Source organism: Gynuella sunshinyii YC6258, from assembly GCF_000940805.1.
Classification (GTDB): Bacteria; Pseudomonadota; Gammaproteobacteria; order Pseudomonadales; family Natronospirillaceae; genus Gynuella; species Gynuella sunshinyii.
Map to the genome: position 1 here is coordinate 4092080 of NZ_CP007142.1, position 20989 is coordinate 4113068.

Annotated in this window: 24 protein-coding genes and 3 tRNA genes; 4 read left to right on the forward strand and 23 right to left on the reverse strand. The window is 45.8% G+C overall.

Translation table 11 applies throughout. The features are described 5' to 3' along the window. Positions 1–6 precede the first annotated feature (6 nt). The 7 genes from YC6258_RS16875 to YC6258_RS16910 form a co-directional block, all read right to left on the reverse strand. Complete coding sequence (locus YC6258_RS16875; protein ID WP_044615365.1) at positions 7–873, reverse strand: major capsid protein P2; 867 nt, start codon at positions 871–873, stop codon at positions 7–9. A 306-nt stretch (positions 874–1179) separates the two neighbouring features. Next, positions 1180–1797 (reverse strand): type IV secretory system conjugative DNA transfer family protein, encoded by a 618-nt coding sequence (locus tag YC6258_RS16880; RefSeq protein WP_044615364.1) that lies wholly within the window; start codon positions 1795–1797, stop codon positions 1180–1182. Continuing rightward, positions 1781–2215, reverse strand: coding sequence for a hypothetical protein (locus YC6258_RS16885; protein WP_044615363.1), 435 nt, complete (start codon positions 2213–2215; stop codon positions 1781–1783). Before YC6258_RS16885 ends, YC6258_RS16880 begins: the two co-directional genes overlap by 17 nt. A gap of 270 nt (positions 2216–2485) precedes the next feature. Further along, complete coding sequence (locus YC6258_RS16895) at positions 2486–2698, reverse strand: hypothetical protein (protein ID WP_144407515.1); 213 nt, start codon at positions 2696–2698, stop codon at positions 2486–2488. 76 nt (positions 2699–2774) lie between these two features. Continuing rightward, positions 2775–4589, reverse strand: a complete 1815-nt coding sequence (locus YC6258_RS27480) for a replication endonuclease (RefSeq protein ID WP_169748987.1) — start codon at positions 4587–4589, stop codon at positions 2775–2777. 9 nt (positions 4590–4598) lie between these two features. Further along, positions 4599–4835, reverse strand: coding sequence for a hypothetical protein (locus YC6258_RS16905; RefSeq protein WP_044617985.1), 237 nt, complete (start codon positions 4833–4835; stop codon positions 4599–4601). A gap of 1 nt (position 4836) precedes the next feature. Continuing rightward, positions 4837–5070, reverse strand: a complete 234-nt coding sequence (locus YC6258_RS16910; RefSeq protein WP_052830366.1) for a hypothetical protein — start codon at positions 5068–5070, stop codon at positions 4837–4839. 193 nt (positions 5071–5263) lie between these two features. Here YC6258_RS16910 and YC6258_RS16915 point away from each other — a divergent pair, with 193 nt between their 5' ends. Together YC6258_RS16915 and YC6258_RS16920 are read left to right on the forward strand one after the other, a co-directional pair. Next, a complete protein-coding gene (locus tag YC6258_RS16915; RefSeq protein WP_052830367.1) occupies positions 5264–5584 on the forward strand; it encodes a helix-turn-helix domain-containing protein in 321 nt (106 codons plus the stop codon). Next, complete coding sequence (locus YC6258_RS16920) at positions 5562–6584, forward strand: phage integrase (protein WP_044617986.1); 1023 nt, start codon at positions 5562–5564, stop codon at positions 6582–6584. Before YC6258_RS16915 ends, YC6258_RS16920 begins: the two co-directional genes overlap by 23 nt. 32 nt (positions 6585–6616) lie before the next feature. Here YC6258_RS16920 and YC6258_RS16925 read toward each other — a convergent pair. The 9 genes from YC6258_RS16925 to YC6258_RS16965 form a co-directional block, all read right to left on the reverse strand. Beyond that, positions 6617–6705 (reverse strand) — tRNA-Leu (locus YC6258_RS16925). A gap of 45 nt (positions 6706–6750) precedes the next feature. Beyond that, positions 6751–6824, reverse strand: a tRNA-Cys gene (locus YC6258_RS16930). A 67-nt stretch (positions 6825–6891) separates the two neighbouring features. Next, a tRNA-Gly gene (locus YC6258_RS16935) sits at positions 6892–6967 on the reverse strand. A 131-nt stretch (positions 6968–7098) separates the two neighbouring features. Further along, complete coding sequence (gene pgsA / locus YC6258_RS16940) at positions 7099–7656, reverse strand: CDP-diacylglycerol--glycerol-3-phosphate 3-phosphatidyltransferase (RefSeq protein ID WP_044617987.1); 558 nt, start codon at positions 7654–7656, stop codon at positions 7099–7101. 46 nt (positions 7657–7702) lie between these two features. Continuing rightward, positions 7703–9520, reverse strand: coding sequence for an excinuclease ABC subunit UvrC (uvrC, locus tag YC6258_RS16945; protein WP_082070766.1), 1818 nt, complete (start codon positions 9518–9520; stop codon positions 7703–7705). 11 nt (positions 9521–9531) lie between these two features. Beyond that, a complete protein-coding gene (uvrY, locus tag YC6258_RS16950; protein ID WP_044617989.1) occupies positions 9532–10188 on the reverse strand; it encodes a UvrY/SirA/GacA family response regulator transcription factor in 657 nt (218 codons plus the stop codon). 97 nt (positions 10189–10285) lie between these two features. Beyond that, positions 10286–11674: a PhoH family protein gene (locus YC6258_RS16955; protein WP_052830368.1), complete on the reverse strand. Its 1389-nt coding sequence runs from the start codon at positions 11672–11674 to the stop codon at positions 10286–10288. A 25-nt stretch (positions 11675–11699) separates the two neighbouring features. Continuing rightward, on the reverse strand, positions 11700–12320 hold the full coding sequence (locus tag YC6258_RS16960) for a hypothetical protein (protein ID WP_044617990.1): 621 nt from the start codon (positions 12318–12320) through the stop codon (positions 11700–11702). A gap of 261 nt (positions 12321–12581) precedes the next feature. Further along, positions 12582–13415, reverse strand: coding sequence for an alpha/beta fold hydrolase (locus YC6258_RS16965; protein ID WP_052830369.1), 834 nt, complete (start codon positions 13413–13415; stop codon positions 12582–12584). Between the two features lie 99 nt (positions 13416–13514). Between YC6258_RS16965 and pabB the strand changes: the two genes are divergently transcribed. Then, entirely contained in the window at positions 13515–14888 is a 1374-nt protein-coding gene (gene pabB, locus YC6258_RS16970; protein WP_144407681.1) for an aminodeoxychorismate synthase component I, read from the forward strand. Positions 14889–14917: 29 nt separating this feature from the next. On the opposite strand, the gene thrH is transcribed toward pabB, so the two are convergent. After that, positions 14918–15535 (reverse strand): bifunctional phosphoserine phosphatase/homoserine phosphotransferase ThrH, encoded by a 618-nt coding sequence (thrH, locus tag YC6258_RS16975; RefSeq protein WP_044617992.1) that lies wholly within the window; start codon positions 15533–15535, stop codon positions 14918–14920. 210 nt (positions 15536–15745) lie between these two features. Between thrH and YC6258_RS16980 the strand changes: the two genes are divergently transcribed. After that, positions 15746–16480 (forward strand): phosphoadenylyl-sulfate reductase, encoded by a 735-nt coding sequence (locus tag YC6258_RS16980; RefSeq protein WP_044617993.1) that lies wholly within the window; start codon positions 15746–15748, stop codon positions 16478–16480. Between the two features lie 127 nt (positions 16481–16607). Here YC6258_RS16980 and murB read toward each other — a convergent pair whose 3' ends face one another. The 6 genes from murB to YC6258_RS17010 are packed head-to-tail and all read right to left on the reverse strand — an operon-like array spanning position 16608 to position 20976. Next, the gene (gene murB / locus YC6258_RS16985) at positions 16608–17651 is read right to left on the reverse strand and encodes a UDP-N-acetylmuramate dehydrogenase (RefSeq protein ID WP_044617994.1); all 1044 of its coding nucleotides are present in this window, start codon (positions 17649–17651) and stop codon (positions 16608–16610) included. A 6-nt stretch (positions 17652–17657) separates the two neighbouring features. Then, positions 17658–18134, reverse strand: coding sequence for a low molecular weight protein-tyrosine-phosphatase (locus YC6258_RS16990; RefSeq protein WP_044617995.1), 477 nt, complete (start codon positions 18132–18134; stop codon positions 17658–17660). Further along, entirely contained in the window at positions 18124–18897 is a 774-nt protein-coding gene (gene kdsB, locus YC6258_RS16995) for a 3-deoxy-manno-octulosonate cytidylyltransferase (RefSeq protein ID WP_044617996.1), read from the reverse strand. The genes YC6258_RS16990 and kdsB overlap by 11 nt, the downstream gene beginning before the upstream one ends. Then, complete coding sequence (gene lpxK, locus YC6258_RS17000) at positions 18894–19895, reverse strand: tetraacyldisaccharide 4'-kinase (RefSeq protein WP_044617997.1); 1002 nt, start codon at positions 19893–19895, stop codon at positions 18894–18896. Before lpxK ends, kdsB begins: the two co-directional genes overlap by 4 nt. 23 nt (positions 19896–19918) lie before the next feature. Further along, complete coding sequence (locus tag YC6258_RS17005) at positions 19919–20344, reverse strand: ExbD/TolR family protein (RefSeq protein WP_044617998.1); 426 nt, start codon at positions 20342–20344, stop codon at positions 19919–19921. After that, positions 20341–20976 carry a MotA/TolQ/ExbB proton channel family protein gene (locus YC6258_RS17010; RefSeq protein ID WP_044617999.1) on the reverse strand — a complete coding sequence of 212 codons (636 nt, stop codon included), beginning with the start codon at positions 20974–20976 and terminating at the stop codon, positions 20341–20343. The genes YC6258_RS17005 and YC6258_RS17010 overlap by 4 nt, the downstream gene beginning before the upstream one ends. Between the last annotated feature and the right edge of the window lie 13 nt (positions 20977–20989).

The window sequence follows — 20989 nt, forward strand, 5'->3', positions numbered from 1 at the left end:
GCCGTCTTAGCGACGACCAACAGAACGTGAAGAACGTGTTTTACTGGTTGCCGGCGCTTCACTGCTGGTCCACACCGCCACTTTGGGCTCAAGTACTTCACACAGCATTTCAATTTGCTGATTGCCCTGACTGACATCAAAACGAAATACCAAGCTGTTGGCGGTTGTCGGCATGGAATCCAAAATAGGATAGCCTTCTGCTACCGGGTCAAAGTGGTAATAGCCAGTCTGAGGAACACGAGGAAACTGTCCATCCTTCAAAATGAATACTTGCTCATCTGCCAGCGCTTCATAAATCTTGACATGATCCGCCTCCACTTCTATGCCTTTGATACCGGTGGCTTTGCAGTGAGCGGTTAACAATCGCGGTCCTTTGTTCATGGTCGTAAACTCAACCTTTCCCGCCGCTGCCGCAGGTACGTAATAACGCTTAAATGACCGGATAAAGTTACGCCGACCTGGATTAGGTGATGTTCTCGCTAAGGCCTTCAGTGTCGGAGCCTGCGCGCTCTCCGCAATTTTCACCTTTAAGATGATGTCATCCGTGCCACCGGTTGGCAGTCCTGTCGATAACATTGAATCGCGCAGCACGGCACCTTTCATCGAAAGTGGCAAACGATAAAAGTAAGTCGGACCTGAAGACCCAACCTCAATTTTGATGTACTTAGAGAGCATATGTAGCTCTTTACCAGACAACCCACCACCAAACATATCTTCAGTATTGAGCACCAAAGAAACGGACTCTATTTTGTCCGGTGATAGATTGGTTTTAATGATGATATCATCATAACGCGGACCCGGTTGAATTCGCATAGTTGCTGTTTCACCCGGAGCCACGCCAGAAAATGAATCAAGCTTTCGTAATGGACGCATGTTCTACCCTTATAACGTAGTTAATGACAAATGGCGGGTTAGAACCAGCCGCGATCACCCAGAATATTGTCAACCGCATCCACGTTATTAACGGCCCAAACTACCGCTGCCGCTGATGCCAGTGAAATTAATACAACGCGAGTTGTTGTCTTACTCATGTTCAGTTTCCCGTTCCTGTTGATGTTGTTTGAACGGGCAAACTAAATCATGAATATCGGGCACCGTCAGGCCTGAGAGCCGTACGTACATACATAGGGAAAAGCCTAAATTACAGGCATAAAAAAAGCCGGATAACCGGCCTTTTTCTTACTTACCTGCTTTTTTATATCGGCCCCGTCCAGCCCATAAGAAATGCTCATAATGAGGTGCCCCTCTCAGGTTCAATATGTCCATTTGAGGAATACCCGTTTCAGCGGATAAGTAAGCAGCATCCTTATCCCGCTGCACCCTTCCTACAAACATCCCATTCAGGTTACCCATAAGGGTTTTATCAATTTCGGATGGACGCTGAGCACCTGCTTTGATTTTTATCCCATAGGTACGGCCTATACTGATCAGCCAGTGCCAATGTCCCTGCGCTTTCCCCGGTGTCGATACTGGCCCAAGCTCATCAATGACAATCTCTGTCATTCTACGGGCATCCGCTTGATGTCTAGCCAACTCACAGAACCAGTCAAAATAGTGGCAACTGGGGTCATGAAATGAATAGCGCGCTTGATTGCTTGAACGAACCGCATTCAAAAACGCCCCTCGATCTGTGAATGCCTCAAACCCATTCGATGGCCCAAATGTGCCTTTAATGTCATACACCAGGACACGAGGTGCTGACCCGAGATCTTTTTTAATCCGGTAAGTCTTACCTGACCCAGTGGCCCCAAAATACCCCCGAATATCTTCTGTTAAGTTTTCATTGATTCGACTCACCCGCGCCCCCTTGTGCTTGCTGTCCTCGCTTCGAATGCATCATATCCAAAGCCAACCTTGGCCCTATCGCCATGCCACACACCATGACCATGTTGGTAAATGGGCTGTTTGTATCAGGCATATACGCATCCACGCATTGAGCAATGGCAATGCCCATCTGTTCGGCTTCTTTTTCCTCTAAAAGCCAATGCTGGCCACGCCCTTGTGATATTTTGAAAGATCCCATGCCCAGGAAGTTTTTTAACGCACTGGCAACAGCCGGTTGATAAGGAAAACCCGCACCATTGTTTTTTTCAAAGTCCTGAAAATCCTTGTGCGCTTGTTCAGCCCCTTCTTTAGCGCTTGCCACCCCTTCTGCCTCCAAGGCAGTGGCCATGGCGTCCAGCGCAGCCGCATCGCCTAATTCCATTGGATTCATGATTCACCCCACGCCTGTAACCAATCAGCACTCTTGCGTTCTGGGGGCACGGGTGATGATTCCACCGTGCCCAAACCACTTAAGCCAAGCTGATGTTCGCTATCCGTATCAGACTTGGTATCTGGCTTATGATCAATGTCTGATAATGACCGACACCATTCCCGGAATGCTGGCCCCTTACCATTCCATGGCCCACAACGTGAGCAGGTAAAATATTCATCCCCCCGGTTATTGGGTTTTACATATGCAACACTTTCACATGCTGGACACTTAACCCGCTTTTGCATATTCCAACTCCTGTAATCTGCCTTCAATTTCCATGAATAATTCCAACGTGTGATAACTGACACGCCTTGCTATTTCGGTGGCCTCTTCTGCCGCTTTGACTTTACCCGATATATCAAAGGTGCCCAGCTGAGAGGCTTTTTCCGCCACTTCCTCCAAAGAATTAATTGATTCCCTAAGTTTATTTAGTGTTCCCATATTCATTACCCCCGTACAGTTATTGACAGAACTCCAAGTTAGCCCGGCAAGCCGGGCTAATGCGGCACCGTCCTACTCAATGCCACATTTCCAAATCTGTATGCTTTTTTCGACCCGGTAAAACATGCCACTCATGTTCATGTGTGATCACGGACTCCGCACACCCAGAACGCCCAGATAGGAACCACAACCCCTTCACTGTTGGCTGTAATTCCCCGTATTGGTTTAATCGTGCCCATTGGTCAAACCGGGTGATTTCACCCGTCCGCTTATCCGCGTATTCATGTCCGTGAGCGGTGGTGAGTGTTTTTAACTGCAGTTCCCCGGACCTGATTTTGATAGCTAGGTCGCAGTAAGCCACAGACGCATCTGCCTCTACTTCCATATCGCGAATCGCGGCAATCAAGTGCATTAGCTCTGGACGACAATCCCTCGCGTACATGAAGGCCGCACGCTCATCAAACGCCAGCTTTCCAGACTCATCAAAGCTCATGAACCGCCCAGCAAAGCGCCGCAACTCCCGCCACCAAGTTGCCTTTATGCCGCCTAAGAATTGAAATTGCCGGATACCATGGATACTGGCCCAGGCTCTGATACGCTGTGCTGAAGTAGCCGCATCATTATCGAATAGGTCTTTTTCGATACCACGGCCATCGATGGCTTTTGAAATGTATTTTGCGATGTAACCAACAGCCGAATATTCTTTGCCTGTCTTTGGGTTGAGACCTTCCTTGATCCGTTCAACTTTTACCCGGCGCTTTTGGGCACCCGGTTCACCGGCATAGAGGTTGAGTGACTTTTCAGTGATAACCTGTTCGATGGAAGAAAGGCCGGCCGTATCCGAAAATAACAACAGGTGCCAATGTGGGCATCCGTCATGGTGCGGCTCAACCACACGGATACCAAAGTAGTCTATTTCGTTGCGGTGTAGTTCAGCCCTGATAACAGCCCAGCGCCCAGCCAAATATTGCTGAGCTTCTCTGACAGTGAAGCCTTCATAACGTTTGTTCTTAAACGAAAATTTCCGACCTTTTTTTGATTTTCGATATGAGTACGGATGAAAAGCAGATGGCGCTGTGATCGTGATAAATGTCGCTTTATAGCCAAGTGATTTAGCCAGTTTCTCAGTGCCGGCAATCCGGGTCATCATTTCAATACGACGAATAGCCGGATTTGAATTTGATTTATAAAACAGCTCAGCGAGCGTAAAACGCTGCCCCAGGTCATTCTCAATTTCAGTCTCTTGGAGAGTTTTTAAATTGGCGGATTGTCGCTTTTTCCAGTACTCAAACGACAATGAAGAGAGATAGATTTCACGCGATGCATGCACATGGCCAAACAGCCGTTTCATTTCCTCAATGAGTCGGCTTTTTTCGGCACGAGCACGACGAAGCCACCAGCGAGGGTTACACAACCGTTTTAGAACCCTAATACGCCAACGTACTTCTTCAATCCAGTTTTCAAAATCAGAGGAGGGAACCACGTCTGAAGGCTCCAAAGGAAATTCTTTCAGATGAGATTCAACCAGCTGCCAGAATGCAGAACCATTTATTAACGCGAGCATTTCCCGCGCTTCGATACCTAAGTATTCCGCAAATTTCATATCATCAGGATCGACTTGACCGCGCACGGTCCAGCGCCGCTTGAAGTAGCTTGCTTGGTAGGCTGCCCAATTTTCTATACTGCTGTCATCACACAGTAGTAAATTCAACGATCCCCATTTTTGTTTTTCTTTTAACCAAATAATACGCTGGTTAGCGTCCCCATATGGCGTACCAGGGTGGTTACCATGCTCCAGGACCAAGTCTTGCCAATGCTGAAAAACGTCCTGCTGTAACAGTCCAAACACTGAAGAGGCTTTTTCAGCCTCATTCAGCCAGTAGGGAGACATGTACATTGATTAATGGCCACCAACGGGCTTACTCGGCTCCCAGGCTTCAGCACCGTTGTAGTCATCCCCCCCGGTTGATTTCCATTGCTGATTCGCTGAATCAATGGCAGTGCAACCAGGCACAAACCCCTGTGGATAATCTAAACGATAAGTCCACCCAGTTATGGTTCCGTCGAAAACGATCACGTAACCATTCCATAAACTCTTACGGGCGCGATACTCAAGAGCGATTTCGTTGATTGTCATATCACTTGCCACCTTTTTTCATAGCCTCATCAACCCGGATCCTTGCCTCAATAACCAGCCTTGCACCATCGATAAGTCTGTATTTACCCCGTTTTACTGTCGGTATATGTCCTCTATCCATCCAACCCCTTAATACACCTAAAGGAACACCACTCATTTCTGAGTATTTTTCTGGTGTCATCTCCAAACCCACCTCAAAAGAAACAACATCCAGATCATTCAATTTCTGCTTCATTAATACTTCCTACCACTTTAAGTGACACAAAACGCCACAATTTAGGATATGATATTGATACGATAACTTGACATGATTTGAATTAATCATTCAATTCAATTTAGCTATACGATTCGTATAAATACTAATGATCACTAAACAGATATGTAAATCGTATTAATTTATGATTTACAGCATTAGAAGGAGAACTTTTATGAGCTACGTACCTTATAGAGACACGATGGGGAAAAGAATAAGAGAGCTTCGTGAGGCAATTGGATTAACCCGATCCCAGTTTGCCGAAATCATAGAGATCTCTGAAGGAAAGCTTGCGAACATTGAAAACAATCATCAAAAACCACAAGCAGACGATATAGAGAGACTATGTAGCATCTTCACATGGGCCACACATTACGTTGTTTACGGTGCTGAGCTCTCCTGGATGCCTGAAAGTATCGACCAAAAGGAACTAAAAAGAATCACCCTTGATTACGTTCGGGAATCTATAAGAAATGCCAGTAAAAAAAACGCCTGATGGAACCTATCAAGCCCGACTTCAAATAGACGGACGCCGATATGCCCGTAATTTTCCAACAGCACGAGAAGCAAAAATATGGGAAGCAAACACACGTAAACAGGCATCTGATGGAACACTGTCCCTCATAAAGGACAACAGAACCTTATTAGCACTCATAGAAGACTGGTACAACTTACACGGTTCACAGTTAGCAGATGGACAAAAACGCCTCTCCAAACTGAGAGGCATCGCATCTCGCCTGAAAAACCCTGTTGCACGGCATTTCACTGCCGAACAATTTGCCGAATATAGAACAAAACGCATAGATTCTGGTATTAGTAAAAACAACCAGAATCATGAACATGCTTACCTTTCTGCTGTATTCAATGAGTTGATTCGGCTTGATAGCTGGCCATATAACAACCCTCTTAAAAACTTACGGAAACTGAGAATTGAAGAAAGTGATGTGAAATATTTGGAATTATTCGAAATACATGCATTACTTAATCAGTGTCGCCATAGTAGAAATGAAGATCTATTCAATGTTGTCTGTCTCGCTCTCTCAACTGGAGCGCGCTGGGGGGAAGCACAAAACCTTAGGCGAGAGCAACTCCATCCTTATCGCGTAACCTATCAAGGCACTCAAACGAAAAGCGGGAAAAGTCGAACCATTCCAATTAGTGAGGAGCTATACCATCAACTTTCAGATCATTCCCCCATTACAGGACGACTATTCAATAATTGTGAGAGAGCATTTAGCAACGCTATTAATCAGGCCGGCATTGAACTACTCGAAGGTCAAAGAACACATATACTCCGACATACCTTTGCTAGTCACTTCATGATGTCAGGCGGTGATTTGTTAACACTAAACAAAATTTTAGGCCATAGCACCATTCAAATGACAATGCGCTATGCACACCTTTCTCCTGACCACCTCTCACAAGCAATTGAGCACAATCCATTGGCATTAGAATGGCACGGAACGAGAAAAAACGGCACGGAAACGGCACGATGAAGATTTAGGTTAGTGTGAACTATCAGGAAATTTGGTGCCCGGGGCCGGACTTGAACCGGCACGACCGTTAAGGGTCGGGGGATTTTAAGTCCCCTGTGTCTACCGATTTCACCACCCGGGCTAGGAAGGTATTTTTATAGTAGGGCCGGTTACCCTACTGGAAAGATGGAGGCTGGAGTCGGAATCGAACCGGCGTACACGGAGTTGCAGTCCGCTGCATGACCACTCTGCCATCCAGCCATTTCTTAAAAAAATAAGGCTTATACCTTATCTATCAGCACTCTCTAAATAATCAGAGAATAAGATTTGGAGCGGGAAACGAGACTCGAACTCGCGACCCCAACCTTGGCAAGGTTGTGCTCTACCAACTGAGCTATTCCCGCACTTAAGCTGCTTTTTACAACTGTTCTTTGGATCAACAGTGTTGCTTGATCCTTAAAACGAGCGGGAATTCTAAGGTAATCCGCGCTGTTGTCAAGCAATGATTTAAAAAAAGTCTTTTATTTTTAATGGGTTAGCGTCCGTTTTTGGATATTTTCAAATCTGGCCAAGCTGCCTTAAGGTAAACGAACATTGACCATATTGTTAGTACCGCAGCGACCTGCAAAACGATCAATCCGATATTGGTAAGCAATGTTCCAGGCGGCTGGCTCAGCAGCACGGCTATGGCAATCATCTGGAACGTGGTTTTATATTTGCCAATCATGTTGACCGCAACACTGGCACGCTTGCCCAACTCTGCCATCCATTCCCGCAGGGCAGAGATCACGATTTCCCTGCCAACCATGATGATCGCAGGCAGTGTCATCCAAAGGGTATTATGTTCCTCAACCAACATAACCAAAGCAGCCATCACAATCAGCTTGTCAGCAACAGGGTCGATAAATGCACCGAAAGGCGTTGTCTGGTTCAGTTTTCTGGCCAGGTACCCATCCAGCCAATCGGTCACTGCTGCCAGAATAAAAACCGACGACGCCCCCCAGTAACTCCACTGGAAAGGCAGGTAGTAGAAAAAGATGCAGACAGGAATCATCAAAATACGGCTTAAAGTCAGCCAGTTAGGTATTGTCATCGATCATTCTTACCAGTAATTTTTTGAGAGTATATCCGGGTCATTTTTAATTGTGCAAAAATTCATAAATGTTTTGTGCAATGGTCTTACTTATTCCTTTTACTTTTGCGATTTCATCAGCGCTGGCCGCCATAACGCCGCGGGCACTTCCAAAATAACGGATAAGTGCCTTACGGCGCTCAGCCCCTATTCCTGGGATATCGTCCAGCAACGAACCCGTTCGTGCTTTGCCACGCTTGCCTCGATGACCAGTTATAGCGAATCGATGCGCTTCATCCCTGATATGCTGCAATAGATGAAACGCCGGTGAATGCTTCTCCAATTCCAGTGTATGTTCGGCATCTTGCAGATATAGTGTTTCAAGCCCTGGCTTACGCCCTTCCCCTTTGGCGATGCCCATCAGCAATGTCTGATTCATTTGTAGTTCGTCCATGACCCGCCGAGCCACATTCAACTGCCCCTTACCACCATCGACCATTAAAATAGTCGGCAGTTTGTGCTCTTCAACCATGAGTCGTTTGTATCTACGGGTTAGAGCTTGTTCCATCGCCGCGTAGTCATCACCACCAGTGATACCTGTAATATTGAAACGACGATAGTCACTTTTCAGAGGTCCTTCCCTGCCAAAAACCACACAGGACGCAACCGTAGCTTCACCTTGACTGTGGCTGATGTCAAAACATTCAATACGTTCGATATCTGTTTCCCATTGCAGCTGTTTTTCAAGCTCGGTAAACCGGCCAAGGATGCTCTTACGGTTAGCAATATGGAGCGCCAGTTGTTCAGTCGCATTGGTGACCGCGAGATTCAACCATTTGCGGCGATCCCCACGAACATTATGGGAAAATTTAACCTTGCGGTTGAATTCCTGCTCAAAGGCAGCACTGAACAAGTCGTAGTTGGCTAGCTCCAGGTTGGTCATGATTTCATTGGGAATCTCGTGATTACGCTGACCAAAATAGTACTGCCCGATAAATGCTTCAAACGCTGTTTCAGCTTCCTCTTCCAGTCCAATGCGCGGGAAAAACTGGCGGCTGCCAAGTACCCGACCATCACGGATGATGATCATCGCGATACAGCACCCGGACGCCTGCAACTCCATAGCAAGAACATCCACATTACCGGCCTGACCTGCAACAAATTGTTGCTCCTGAATCTTTCGGACAAACAGCAACTGGTCACGAATTTCAGCTGCTTTTTCAAAGTTTAAGTCAGAAGCAGCACGATCCATTTCGATTTCGAGCTGCTGAATCAGGTCATTGCTTTTGCCTTCAAGAAAAAGCCTGGTATGGAGCACATCTTCTTTATATTCGTCTTCAGATACCAATCCAACACAGGGCGCTTTACACCGTTTTATCTGATATTGAAGGCATGGGCGGGTGCGATTGCTGAAAACAGAGTCTTCGCATTGGCGTACTTTGAACGCTTTCTGTAATACCGAGAGTGCTTCTCTGACTGCAGATGCTCCGGGATATGGCCCGAAGTACGTTCCTTTCTTCCGCTTCGACCCGCGATGAAAATGTATGCCAGGAAATGTTTGATCGGACAGAAGTAGATATGGATATCCCTTATCATCCACCAGCATGATGTTATATGGTGGTTTGTGGGTTTTGATCAGAGTCTGTTCGAGTAGTAGCGCCTCTGTCTCACTATGAGTGATCGTAACATTTATATGACAAATATGACTGACCAGGGCAACCGTTTTGTTGGTCAGCCCACGGGAATGAAAATAAGAGCCAACCCTGGCCTTAAGATTTTTGGCTTTGCCAACATAGAGTAATTCGTTGTCTTCACCCAGCATCTGATATACGCCGGGTTTATTAGGAAGGCTTTTGACAAACGATTTAGGATCAAACTCAGTCACGGGATGAAATACTAAACAGCTTCTTCAGCATCCAGCATACCGTGTTTGATGGCAAGAAGTGTCAGCTCCACGTCTGAGTCTATACTTAATTTCTCAAAGATCCGATAACGATAGGTATTCACTGTTTTAGGGCTTAAGCACAATTTGTCTGAAATCTCCTGAACCTTCTGGCAGGATACGATCATTAGCGCAATTTGCATTTCTCTGTCAGATAGGTCATCAAATGGCGTTTTTCGACCATTGCTGTCTGGCATAAAACTATTCAGCGCCATTCTCTGGGCTATTGCAGGACTCAGATATTTCTGACCAGCGTGCAAGGTTTTGATGGCTCTCGCCATCTCTTCAACATCCGCACCTTTGGTTAAAAACCCAGAAGCACCCGCTTGCAATAACCTTGAAGGGAAAGGATCTTCACCCCACGCAGTAACATTCAGAATTTTCACATCTGGACAGGCTTTAGCGATCTTTCGGGTAGCTTCCAGACCACCGATGCCTGGCATCTTAACATCCATGAGCAATACATCAGGCTCAAGTCTTTTTGCCAGTTCAATTGCCTCTTCTCCAGATTTTCCCTCAGCAATAACTTCAATTCCCTTGACATCCTCAAGCAATCGCGTGATGCCAGTTCTTACCAGATCATGATCATCAACCACAACAATTTTAATCATGTCTTTATTTTTTTGCCAAGTTTAAGGGAGGGCTTATTGAATCTCATAGAGTCTGAAATGTCTACGAAATTCATGCCCGGATTATCGCCAATGGTGGCTATAAGTATTTTTCAGCATAGGCGGCCAACCTACTTCTTGCAACCCCTTTTAGTGTGATGCTGCCACCATGGTCGAATCCCTTGAAACGCTCGCTCATATAGGTCAGGCCCGAGCTGGTAGCACCGAGGTAAGGTGTGTCTATTTGTGCCAGATTTCCCATACACAATACTTTGGTCCCCTCACCTGCACGGGTAATAATCGTTTTTATTTGATGCGGAGTCAGATTTTGAGCCTCGTCCACAATCAAAAAGCTGTTCTGAAAGCTGCGCCCACGAACAAAGTTAAGGGATTTAAAGTGAATCGGCATATTTGAACCGACATAATGTTCACTGCCGGATGGGTCATAGTCTTCAGCGTGAAGAGCTTCAAGATTATCAGTAAAAGCCCCTAGCCACGGGGTCATTTTTTCAGTTTCAGTGCCCGGCAGGAAACCAATATCTTCATCCAGCCCACGGGTACTACGGGTGGCAATAATTCTCTTGAAGCTTTTCTGTTCGAGAGTCAATTCCAATGCACATGCCAGCGCCAGAATCGTTTTACCACTACCAGCGGGGCCATTAAGCGAGACCAGATCAATCTCCGGATCCATTATCAGGTACATTGCCATGGCCTGAAAAATATCACGCGGATTCAGCCCCCAACATTTTTGTCTCATCAATAGGCCGGTGTTAAGGAGTTCCAGAGTGACCCATTCTTCATCTACCGCTTTGATACGTCCGACAAATTCCTTTTCATCCAAAATAAACTGGTTGATAAAAAACTTACTCCCCAACAACTGAGATAACAATGCTTTTGGAAGAGTATGAAATTGCTCACCGGTCAGGGTTTGCGACTGAATGGCATCAAGCTGTTCCCAGAACGATCCGTCAATTCGATGATAACCAGTAGTCAGCCGATCAATATCAGTGATCAGTTGGTCATTATGATAGTCTTCTGCGCTTAATCCGCACCCTCTGGCTTTAAGGCGCATATTGATATCTTTAGTAATCAAAATAACGTCTTTATCGGGAATTCGTTTCTGGAAATTCAAAACGTCATTGATTATTTGATTATCATTGATCTGACTGGTCAGTTTGTGACCATGATGTTCGAATCCTGACATCAAAATACTTAGCCTTCCCTGCACAATCTCCGCATCATCTTCATATTTCTTGATCAGCACCCCTTCCGCAATTTCACGGGGAGTGGATGCTCCGATAATATTATCGATGGTTCTGACCGCCTGACGGCAGTCTGCCGCAACTGCAGACGGCCCCACTTTCAGTTTATCCAATTCCTCCAGCACCACCATGGGAATCATGATGTCGTGCTCTTCAAAGTTATAGACCGAGTTCGGATCGTGGATCAGAACATTTGTATCAAGCACATATATCTTGGGTCTTTCCATTGAGAGTCCTTAACTTTATTGTTTTCTAATGCAACACATCATCAGTCCGTGGAAATACTGGGCCGAAATTGGCAGGCAACAGATCCATCCGGGATATCGTTATCAAATCGTGCAGACCTACACTCTCACCTTCACTGACCCAACCAACATCTTCCAGACAGACGCAGGTGGCCTGCACAGCATCCAACTCTACAATCACGACCAAATGAAACTGGTCTCCCACTCTGAATGTCATCAGATCACCGACTTCCACTTCGTTGTAATGGGTGAAGATAGGGTCTCCAAAATGATGACTGGTCAGGTCCTGACTTTTATTGAATCTGGCAGACGCCACAATACTGATCACTTCAACAATAGAAGGATCCGTTAGATCAATGGACACTTCGCCATCCACCATTTCATCAGGACCATCAAACATGCGTTCTAACAAAGCCAGTAACAGTTGAAAATCATTTTCAGACCATTGCAGCTCATCACTATTAAATTTTTGTGAACGACTGGTGGCACCAACGTGGATACCAGTTTCAAGGGTAATATCCCTGAGACCAACATCTCCTTCCGGGATGACAAAAGCTACTTTTGCGGGGGTGAATTCAGAGTCTGACAATAACCGCCAGACAAGAGACTGATTGGATTGAATAGCCATAATTTGCACCTCTTCACAAGGGGTTGCAATTAACTGACCGGATGAAACCGATCACACGGTAGCTTATCGATATAACAGTTTCCTAAATAAAGCCTTATGCTCTTTTTTAAAATGGACCAGGACTCCTGTTTTCTCAAGTTTTGATCACTTCATCATCACGATAATTCTATGAATTGCAAGCGCTTTTTTTCTTGTTTGACAATCATTCGTCACAATAGACAGCCCTTGAAATGCCCCCAAAAAGGACCGTTTTCCCCAAACTTATCCGAGGATGTCAGAGACAGCTTCTGCAACTTTTCGTGGTTTCTGAAAGATTAACGAATGGTCGGATCCAGGCACCGACACCAATTTCCAGGCTCTTTCAGTCGCCAGTACAGAATGAAACTGACGCATTTCCTGATGGCTGTTGGCACCGTGAATCAATATTACCTGCTGATGGTTTGGGTAGAGCAGCTCGCGATCACAGCTTTTCATGTAAGCGGTTAATGCATCCAGCTCATTCGCTAACCCAATTATCCTGTGAGCAAGCCGTTGATACATCGTTTCTCTGGTTTTAGGATTTTTGGTGGCAACGGCCATAACCAGTTGAGCAAACTGTCTTACTCCTTCGGCAGATGTATCCTCACAACGCATGACCCGGGTTGCTTCCGAATACTGAGTTCTGATAGCCAAGGTCTGATAAAAGTTAGCACGTTCCAATAATGCGGGTTCAACCAGTACGAGCCGCTGAACCTCCAACCCTGCAAAAGCGTTCAGATCCAGTGCACAGGCACCACCAAAGGAATAACCGGCGATATCCAGCTCATTGATCTGCAGATGCTTCAGCAATGCCACCAGGTCAGCGCGGATATTTTCAATCGAAAACGCTTTTTCATTGACGTAAGGATGGATCGTCTCACCTGCACCGCGTAAATCCGGCACAATCATCCGCCGATACCCCTGACTCATCCGACATACGTGATGCCAAGTCAACTGACCGGCTACACCTGCGCCATGCAATAACAGCAATGTTCTGTCAGGTTCATCAGGTTTTTCGTATAGGTGATAACAGAGGCTGACTTCAGGTAAATGCAAATAATGCTTGGTTATGTTCAAGACCGGGTACAATCCACTTTATGATCATTAAGAACTACACATTCTAGGGACAGCCACATAAAATCTCCAGCGTTCAGCAAACTCAGCGGATTCACCTCTTTGGCACTTATTCAACTACCATATTCAGAAAACCATCTCGGGTTACTTGATCAATTAAGAACCTTGCCATATTTCATTGTGTTTGATAGTCCGAATCAACAGCATGTAAATGACTCCCCTATCATCGCAACAGCATTGCCAGATCGGTGGCTATCCATGCAGACACCAGAGCATGGAGAAGTGTTTAAGCTGGATAAAGCACTGAAATATGCCGTTCAAGGTTCTTTCCACACTAAAGATTTGTCCAAAATCATAACGGATACCGGTAAAAAATCACTATCGAGTCATTTTCAAGCCGGCTGGGCAGGTTACCTCAGCTATGAGTTTGGTTATCAACAAAACCACCTGTCTATTGAGGACATAAACTATCCCTTATTGAGAATTGGCCTCTATCTCTGGAGTCTTCGAATCGATATGGAACAGCGGCAAACCAGTTTGTATTTTCACCCCACCTGCCCTGACACTATTCGCGAAACCGTTCTGCAGCGAATAAACGATCATTGCCCGGCCGAGGCACATTTTACCTTGAGCACTGTTTTTCAAAGGGAGACCGCCTCTGACCGCTATCTGAAAGATATAGCTCGAATACACAGTTACCTGACTGAGGGGGATTGCTATCAGGTTAATTACACTCACTCGCTATCAGCTCAATATCAAGGCGACCCCTGGGTACCATATCGCCAGCTTCGGGCTCATTCCCCTGCTCCGTTTTCAGGCTTTTTCGACACCGGTTCATTGGTTATTTCCAGCCATTCTCCAGAACAATTCATTTCCGTAAACGGCAGTACAATTATCACTAAACCAATTAAAGGAACCCGGCCCAGAGGCCAAACTCCTGAAGAAGACAAGGCTCTTGCCCAGGAACTTCTGCACAGTGAGAAAGATCAGGCAGAAAATCTGATGATTGTCGATCTTTTGCGTAATGATCTGAGCAAAACATCAATACCCGGAAGCATGGAGGTCAGTACACTTTTTGGCCTTGAAAGCTACGCCAATGTACATCATTTGGTCAGTACGATCACTGCAGAGTTATCTCCACAACAATCCGCTATGTCTTGTTTTCTGGCATCCTACCCTGGAGGTTCTATAACCGGTGCCCCCAAAAAAAGAGCCATGGAAATCATTGCGGAATTGGAATACCAACAGCGCGGCCCCTATTGTGGAAGCCTGTTTTATCTGGATCTTGATGGTCATTTCAACAGCAGCATTATGATCCGGACACTGGCTTATATGAATGATACCGTTCGCGCCTGGGGCGGCGGCGGAATCGTGATTGATTCAGATCCGGAAATGGAGCAGCAGGAGTCACTGACAAAGATCAACAACCTTATCCAGTTGTTGGAAAATGAATTCTTATCCCAATCAAGGCAGTAAGCCTGGAACGCTTACTGCCTTGCCACGGCTTAAATACTCAGGTCCCGAAGACTGGCCTTCACAAATTCAGCCTTAAGGTCTTCATAGGTATGAACTGCCGGAAACTGGGGAAACTCATTGATAACATTCTGAGGGGCGTGGAACAGGATACCGGCATCTGCCTCAGACAACATCGTTGTATCATTATAGGAATCACCCGCTGCGATACAGCGGAAATTTAAGCCATGGAACGCTTTAATAGACTGACGTTTCGGATCGGGTTGACGCAAGATATAGTCAGTCACGCGGCCTGAGGGTTCTACCGCCAATTTATGGCAAAGCAACGTGGGATAACCCAGCTGCTTCATCAGAGGCATGGCAAACTCATAAAAAGTGTCCGATAAAATCACTACCTGAAAGCGTTCACGCAGCCAGCTCACAAAGTCTTTGGCACCTTCCAGCGGTTCAAGCCCAGCAATAACCTCCTGGATCTCACGAAGTCCTAGCTTGTGCTGATCCAGAATTTGTAAACGCTGCTTCATTAACACGTCATAATCAGGAATATCACGGGTTGTTGCTTTTAATTCTTCAATACCAGTTTTCTCAGCAAATTTAATCCATATCTCTGGTACCAGAACACCTTCGAGGTCGAGACAAGCTAGTTCCACAAAAACACTCCCATTGAATAACTGATTTGGAGGCGCAAATTTACTGATTCCATCGAGAAAATACCAGAGCTGGTTGAAAAGTGTGCTTCACGTGGAACAATGCCAATAATCAACCCCTTCTGAGTTATATTTCTATTCGAGTTTGTTATTTTAAATTTTATTTTTATTACATTAAGCTTATTTCGGTATTTTGAGGAACCCACATTTACTATGAAGACTACCCATGAGCACATTGCCGAGCAGTCTGAAGCGTTGAAGGATGCAGATCCCCGGGAAATACTGCATTACGCTCTGGCAGAGGTCGATAAAATCGCCATATCTTTTAGTGGCGCAGAGGATGTTGTGTTGATAGATCTGGCACAAAGAGCCGCCAAAAAACTCAATAAACGTCTGCAGGTTTTCACATTGGATACAGGTCGCCTGCACTTCGAAACCTATGAGTTCATCGAAAAAGTCAGACAACATTACGATATTGATCTGGAGATACTGTCCCCCGACGCTGAAAAACTCCAGGCTTTTGTCAAACAAAAAGGTCTGTTCAGTTTCTTTGAAGATGGCCATAAAGAGTGCTGTGGTATCCGAAAAATTGAACCTCTAAGAAAAAAACTGGTTCAACTAGATGGCTGGATCACCGGACAACGAAGAGATCAAAGCCCAAGCACCCGAAGCCATGTTGATGTTATTGAGCTAGACGAAGCTTTTGGAACAGAAGAAAAACCATTGGTGAAATTTAATCCGCTGGCGAACTGGAGTTCTAAACAGGTTTGGGAATACATCCGGATGTTTGATGTGCCATATAACGCACTCCATGAACGCGGCTTTATTTCTATTGGCTGCCAGCCTTGCACTCGTCCAGTATTACCAAATCAACATGAACGTGAAGGCCGTTGGTGGTGGGAAGAAGCAACAATCAAAGAATGTGGACTTCATATAAAACAGCTATAACTTAGACTTTTTAGGGCATAAGAGACACCATTTATGCCCTCTCCTGTTCCACTAAAATACTATGCGTCACTTAGCATTTGAGCGCACAAAAAGCAGTTTAAAATGAATCGAAATTATAGCTGCAGTGTTATGCTACAGAATATACGGATTTCACTTGATCGCCCAAAATTTGCGGCTCAATTTCCAGCTCAATCCCATAGTTTTCTTTGACAGCCTGTCGTATTATTTCCACGATGGACATAACCGCAACCAAGCTTCGACACTGAGGATTGACCAATACCAAAGCCTGCTCGACATGTGTGCCCACACCCCAGACTGGATCGCGATAACCTTTCAAACCGGCATTCTCAATCAACCACCCAGCCGCCAGTTTCTTGCGCTGATCACCTGCATCAAAAGCGACAATATTCGGATATTTACGCACCAGCTCGTGATAGTGCGACATCGTTACAACAGGGTTTTTAAAAAAGCTGCCGGCATTGGGCAAATCTTTAGGATCAGGTAGTTTAGTCAGACGTATGCGACAAATTTCTTCACTCAACTGCTGGGCCGTGATTGTGCTTGGCTCCAAATGCTGCAATGCTCCATAGGACAACTTTGCATGAAATGTTTTATTCAACCTGAGTCGAATAGCAGTCACAATAAAGCGATTTTTTGAACGTTTAAAGAGACTGTCACGGTAATCAAATTCACACGCTTTATTGTTAAAGTCGCGCCAAACCCGGTCAACACAATCATATGCCCGGACAGATTCAATAAACTCCCTGACCTCCACTCCATAGGCGCCTATATTTTGAATTGGCGCCGCTCCCACAGTTCCTGGAATAAGGCTCAGGTTTTCGAGTCCGTACCAACCTTGTCTAATACATAACTGAACGGTTTCATGCCAATTCTCACCTGCACCAACTTCAACAATAACATAATCATCATTGTCGGACAGAAGCTGTATTCCTTGAATTTCATTTTTGATCACCAATCCTTCGATTATTTCCTGAGCAAGAACATTACTGCCCCCCCCAAGAACATACAGCCTCCATTGATGCTGGTCTGCCAAATGAATCGCTTCAAGCAATGATATCTCGCTATGAACAGCCACAAAGTGCCTTGCAATAGAAGGCATAGCCAGTGTATTCAGTGACTGCAGGGAGTGATTTTCGACAACATCAATCATGAACAATTACTTGGCAGGATTTTGAATATGCTGAAGAAATTTCTCTGAGGCCGCCTTACATAAATCAATGACCGTTTCAAAACCTTCAGATCCACCATAATACGGGTCCGGAATTTCGTCCACTTTGGATTCCGGGTCATAACTCAAAAACAATCTGACTTCAGCATGACAGTTATCGCCAGCCAAAGTCTGAACGTCCTTCAGGTTCTGCCGATCAGCAACGAGTATGTAATCAAACTCGTCAAAATCACTACTCTGCAACTGACGTGCCCGGAGATCAGAAATATCAACTTTTCGCCCTTTCAATGCCCGAACAGCACGCTCATCCGGACCTTCTCCGACGTGATACCCAGCAGTACCTGCAGAATCAACAACGAATTGATCATCAATACCGCGTTCTTGAATCAACGCTCTGAAAACCCCTTCAGCAATGGGTGACCGACAGATATTTCCCAGACAAATGAAAAGTACTCTAGTTACCATGATTTGTTTCCAGTATGTAACGGACTTTGTTTAAGTCTTCCAGGGTATCCACTCCGGGAGCACCTGGCTTTGATGCGACTTCGACATGGATATGACGGCCATTTTCCAGAAACCGTAACTGCTCAAGTTTTTCGATATTTTCCAGATTCGACATTGGCCATACTACAAATTCCTTAAGCGCCGACACTCGATAAGCATAAATACCCAAATGCCTCAATGCCTGGATGTCCTGCGGTAGCGTATCAGGCCTACCTGCAGAAAAATGGTCTCGGTCCCAGGGTATCGGGGCACGACTGAAATAGAGCGCCCGGTTATTGATATCCGGTATCACTTTGACAATATTTGAGCTGAAAAACTCATTAACGTGATTAATAGGTTCACACAGCGTGGCGACAGCACAGTCAGGATGATCAAAGAGGTTTAAGGCAACCTGATTAATATTTTCCGGCGCAATCAAAGGCTCATCGCCTTGTACGTTTACAATAATGTCATCCGCCGACATATTCATCCTGACTGCTACCTCATTTAAACGGTCTGTCCCACTAGGGTGATCGCGGGATGTTAACATCACTTCAGCGTCATAAGCTTTTACAACACTGGCGATTCGTTCATCATCTGTGGCGACAACTATTCGACCGGCCAGGCTTTCACGAGCCCGGTCAATGACATGGCAGATCATTGCCTTATCACCAATCATTTCCAACGGTTTCCCCGGAAACCGGCTACTGCCATAACGGGCAGGGATAATAACGGTAAAATTCATGCATTATTCTCAGTTCTGGAAGTCACAATAAGCTGACGCATATCGGTTAGCAGGTGTTGTTCTTGTACACTATCGAGCTTGACTGAAATTCTTACCACCCAAACACGCCTAAGACTCAGGTTACAGCATTTTACCCAGTCTTTTTCGGTCATTATGATCAAACTATCCCTAAACTTGGCAAAATCCTCAAGTGTGAAATGATGATGATCGGCAAAAACATGGCGAATGATACGATATCCCAACTGTTCCAAGGCTTCAAAAAAAGGCTCTGGATGAGCAATCCCCGCCACGGCATGGATAACTTGCTGGCTGTCTGGTCTGGCCTGGCATCCTGTCACCGACAGCAACTGCGATTCAACTAAACGAAAGGAAGGAAAACAATCCAGTTCCTTGCGCTTGGCAGCTCCCGCCTGCTTGATATATACCTGATTGACCTGATCCAGACGTCTGATGCTTTCCCGTAGTGGACCAGATGGAATACGATGACCATTTCCCCAGCCACGCTGCGCATCCAGCAATACAATTTCATAATCTCGGTGCATCTTATAATGCTGAAGACCATCATCACTGAGCACAATATCCAGTTCATGCTGTTGTAGCAGCGCATCGACCGCTTCATTTCTATTCGGGCTGACACATACCGGGACACCGGTAGCATTGGCAATCAGTTTAGGTTCGTCACCACACTGCTCAACATCAGTTTCGGCGGTAACCATCAGGGGATATCGGGCACCACGACCACCATACCCTCGGGAGACAATGCCAACCCGGTATTGATGTTGCGATAGAAGATGGGAGAGATAAATGATAAATGGCGTTTTTCCAGTTCCACCAACGGTGATATTACCGACTACAACCAGTGGACAACGAAATACGCGGGATTTTAGTTTGTCTTTGTGAGATTTCCGCTGGCTGATCAGCTTATATAAGACCTCCAGCGGAAGCAGCAGGAAAGTCAGCCAGGTTAATCGGTTTCGGTACCAATGTTTAACCAGCATCTGGCCTCATTCCATTTAATAGATCAGTTTTGATCGTTTTTATCTATTTTGGTTGCCATTCGGATTTTCACAAGCCCCAACTGTCCGGCAGCATCCATGGCATAGATGACCGACTGGTGAGGAGTCTGGGCATCAGCCACAATAATGACCGGAGGGTTGTCCAGCCCTTCCACTTCTTTCCCAAGCGCCTGCTTGATGGTATCGAAGTCCGACTTCACCAGAGCATGACCATTGATCATAAAACCACCAGTAGCGTTAATCACAATCTCTACCTGGTTTTTATCAATACTCTGCAACGTGGAACTGGAAGTTGGCAAATCAACATCCAGATGGGTCTCTTTTGTAAACGTCGTGCTGACCATAAAGAAGATCAGCAACAGGAACACCACATCAATCAATGGCGTTAAATTGATATCAACGCTTTCTGTACGTTGCCGGCGAAAATTCACTTCTTCTCACCTTTGCTATTTGCGACAGCCCGATCACCGTGCAACACATCCACCAGCTTAATACATTCCTGCTCCATGGTGACTAACAATTCATCCACCCGACGCAACAACGCTCGATGAAATATGACCGCAGGAATCGCCACTGAGAGTCCAGCTGCCGTTGTGATCAGTGCTTTGGAAATACCACCCGCCAGAACTCCTGCATTACCGGTTCCCTGCACCATAATGGCAGAAAAAACTTCGATCATGCCAAATACTGTTCCCAGCAATCCCACCAGCGGCGCGATCATAGCAATGGTCCCGAGTGTGGATAAAAACCGCTCCATATCATGTGCCACGTGGCTGGCGGCCTCTTCAATGCTATCTTTCATCGCATCTCTGCCCAGCTTGGAGTTCGCCAATCCGGCTGCCAGTATTTGTCCGAGGTAACTGGAGGCTCTGAGCTCCTTAAGACGGTTACCATCCATCTTATTCTGTTTGATGATTGCCCAGACTTGGGGTAGCTGATCTTTGGGCGAGACTTTACTTTTTCTTAATGCCCAATAACGCTCAACAATTATCGCAAAAGCGATGACTGAACACAGTAAAATTGGCGCCATCAGAATGCCACCAGATTTGATGATCTCGAACACGGGTCTACTCCTC

What these genes read in the sequence shown, in the direction of transcription:
- YC6258_RS16955 (WP_052830368.1), bottom strand. Translation starts at nt 11,674, where the DNA reads ATGGAAAGACCCAAGATATATGTGCTTGATACAAATGTTCTGATCCAC.
- YC6258_RS16990 (WP_044617995.1), bottom strand. Translation starts at nt 18,134, where the DNA reads ATGGTAACTAGAGTACTTTTCATTTGTCTGGGAAATATCTGTCGGTCA.
- YC6258_RS16920 (WP_044617986.1), top strand. Translation starts at nt 5,562, where the DNA reads ATGCCAGTAAAAAAAACGCCTGATGGAACCTATCAAGCCCGACTTCAA.
- YC6258_RS16960 (WP_044617990.1), bottom strand. Translation starts at nt 12,320, where the DNA reads ATGGCTATTCAATCCAATCAGTCTCTTGTCTGGCGGTTATTGTCAGAC.
- YC6258_RS16915 (WP_052830367.1), top strand. Translation starts at nt 5,264, where the DNA reads ATGAGCTACGTACCTTATAGAGACACGATGGGGAAAAGAATAAGAGAG.
- YC6258_RS16905 (WP_044617985.1), bottom strand. Translation starts at nt 4,835, where the DNA reads ATGACAATCAACGAAATCGCTCTTGAGTATCGCGCCCGTAAGAGTTTA.
- YC6258_RS27480 (WP_169748987.1), bottom strand. Translation starts at nt 4,589, where the DNA reads ATGTCTCCCTACTGGCTGAATGAGGCTGAAAAAGCCTCTTCAGTGTTT.
- murB (WP_044617994.1), bottom strand. Translation starts at nt 17,651, where the DNA reads ATGATTGATGTTGTCGAAAATCACTCCCTGCAGTCACTGAATACACTG.
- kdsB (WP_044617996.1), bottom strand. Translation starts at nt 18,897, where the DNA reads ATGAATTTTACCGTTATTATCCCTGCCCGTTATGGCAGTAGCCGGTTT.
- YC6258_RS16885 (WP_044615363.1), bottom strand. Translation starts at nt 2,215, where the DNA reads ATGAATCCAATGGAATTAGGCGATGCGGCTGCGCTGGACGCCATGGCC.
- YC6258_RS16895 (WP_144407515.1), bottom strand. Translation starts at nt 2,698, where the DNA reads ATGGGAACACTAAATAAACTTAGGGAATCAATTAATTCTTTGGAGGAA.
- YC6258_RS16875 (WP_044615365.1), bottom strand. Translation starts at nt 873, where the DNA reads ATGCGTCCATTACGAAAGCTTGATTCATTTTCTGGCGTGGCTCCGGGT.
- uvrY (WP_044617989.1), bottom strand. Translation starts at nt 10,188, where the DNA reads ATGATTAAAATTGTTGTGGTTGATGATCATGATCTGGTAAGAACTGGC.
- YC6258_RS16910 (WP_052830366.1), bottom strand. Translation starts at nt 5,070, where the DNA reads ATGAAGCAGAAATTGAATGATCTGGATGTTGTTTCTTTTGAGGTGGGT.
- YC6258_RS16980 (WP_044617993.1), top strand. Translation starts at nt 15,746, where the DNA reads ATGAAGACTACCCATGAGCACATTGCCGAGCAGTCTGAAGCGTTGAAG.
- lpxK (WP_044617997.1), bottom strand. Translation starts at nt 19,895, where the DNA reads ATGCTGGTTAAACATTGGTACCGAAACCGATTAACCTGGCTGACTTTC.
- pgsA (WP_044617987.1), bottom strand. Translation starts at nt 7,656, where the DNA reads ATGACAATACCTAACTGGCTGACTTTAAGCCGTATTTTGATGATTCCT.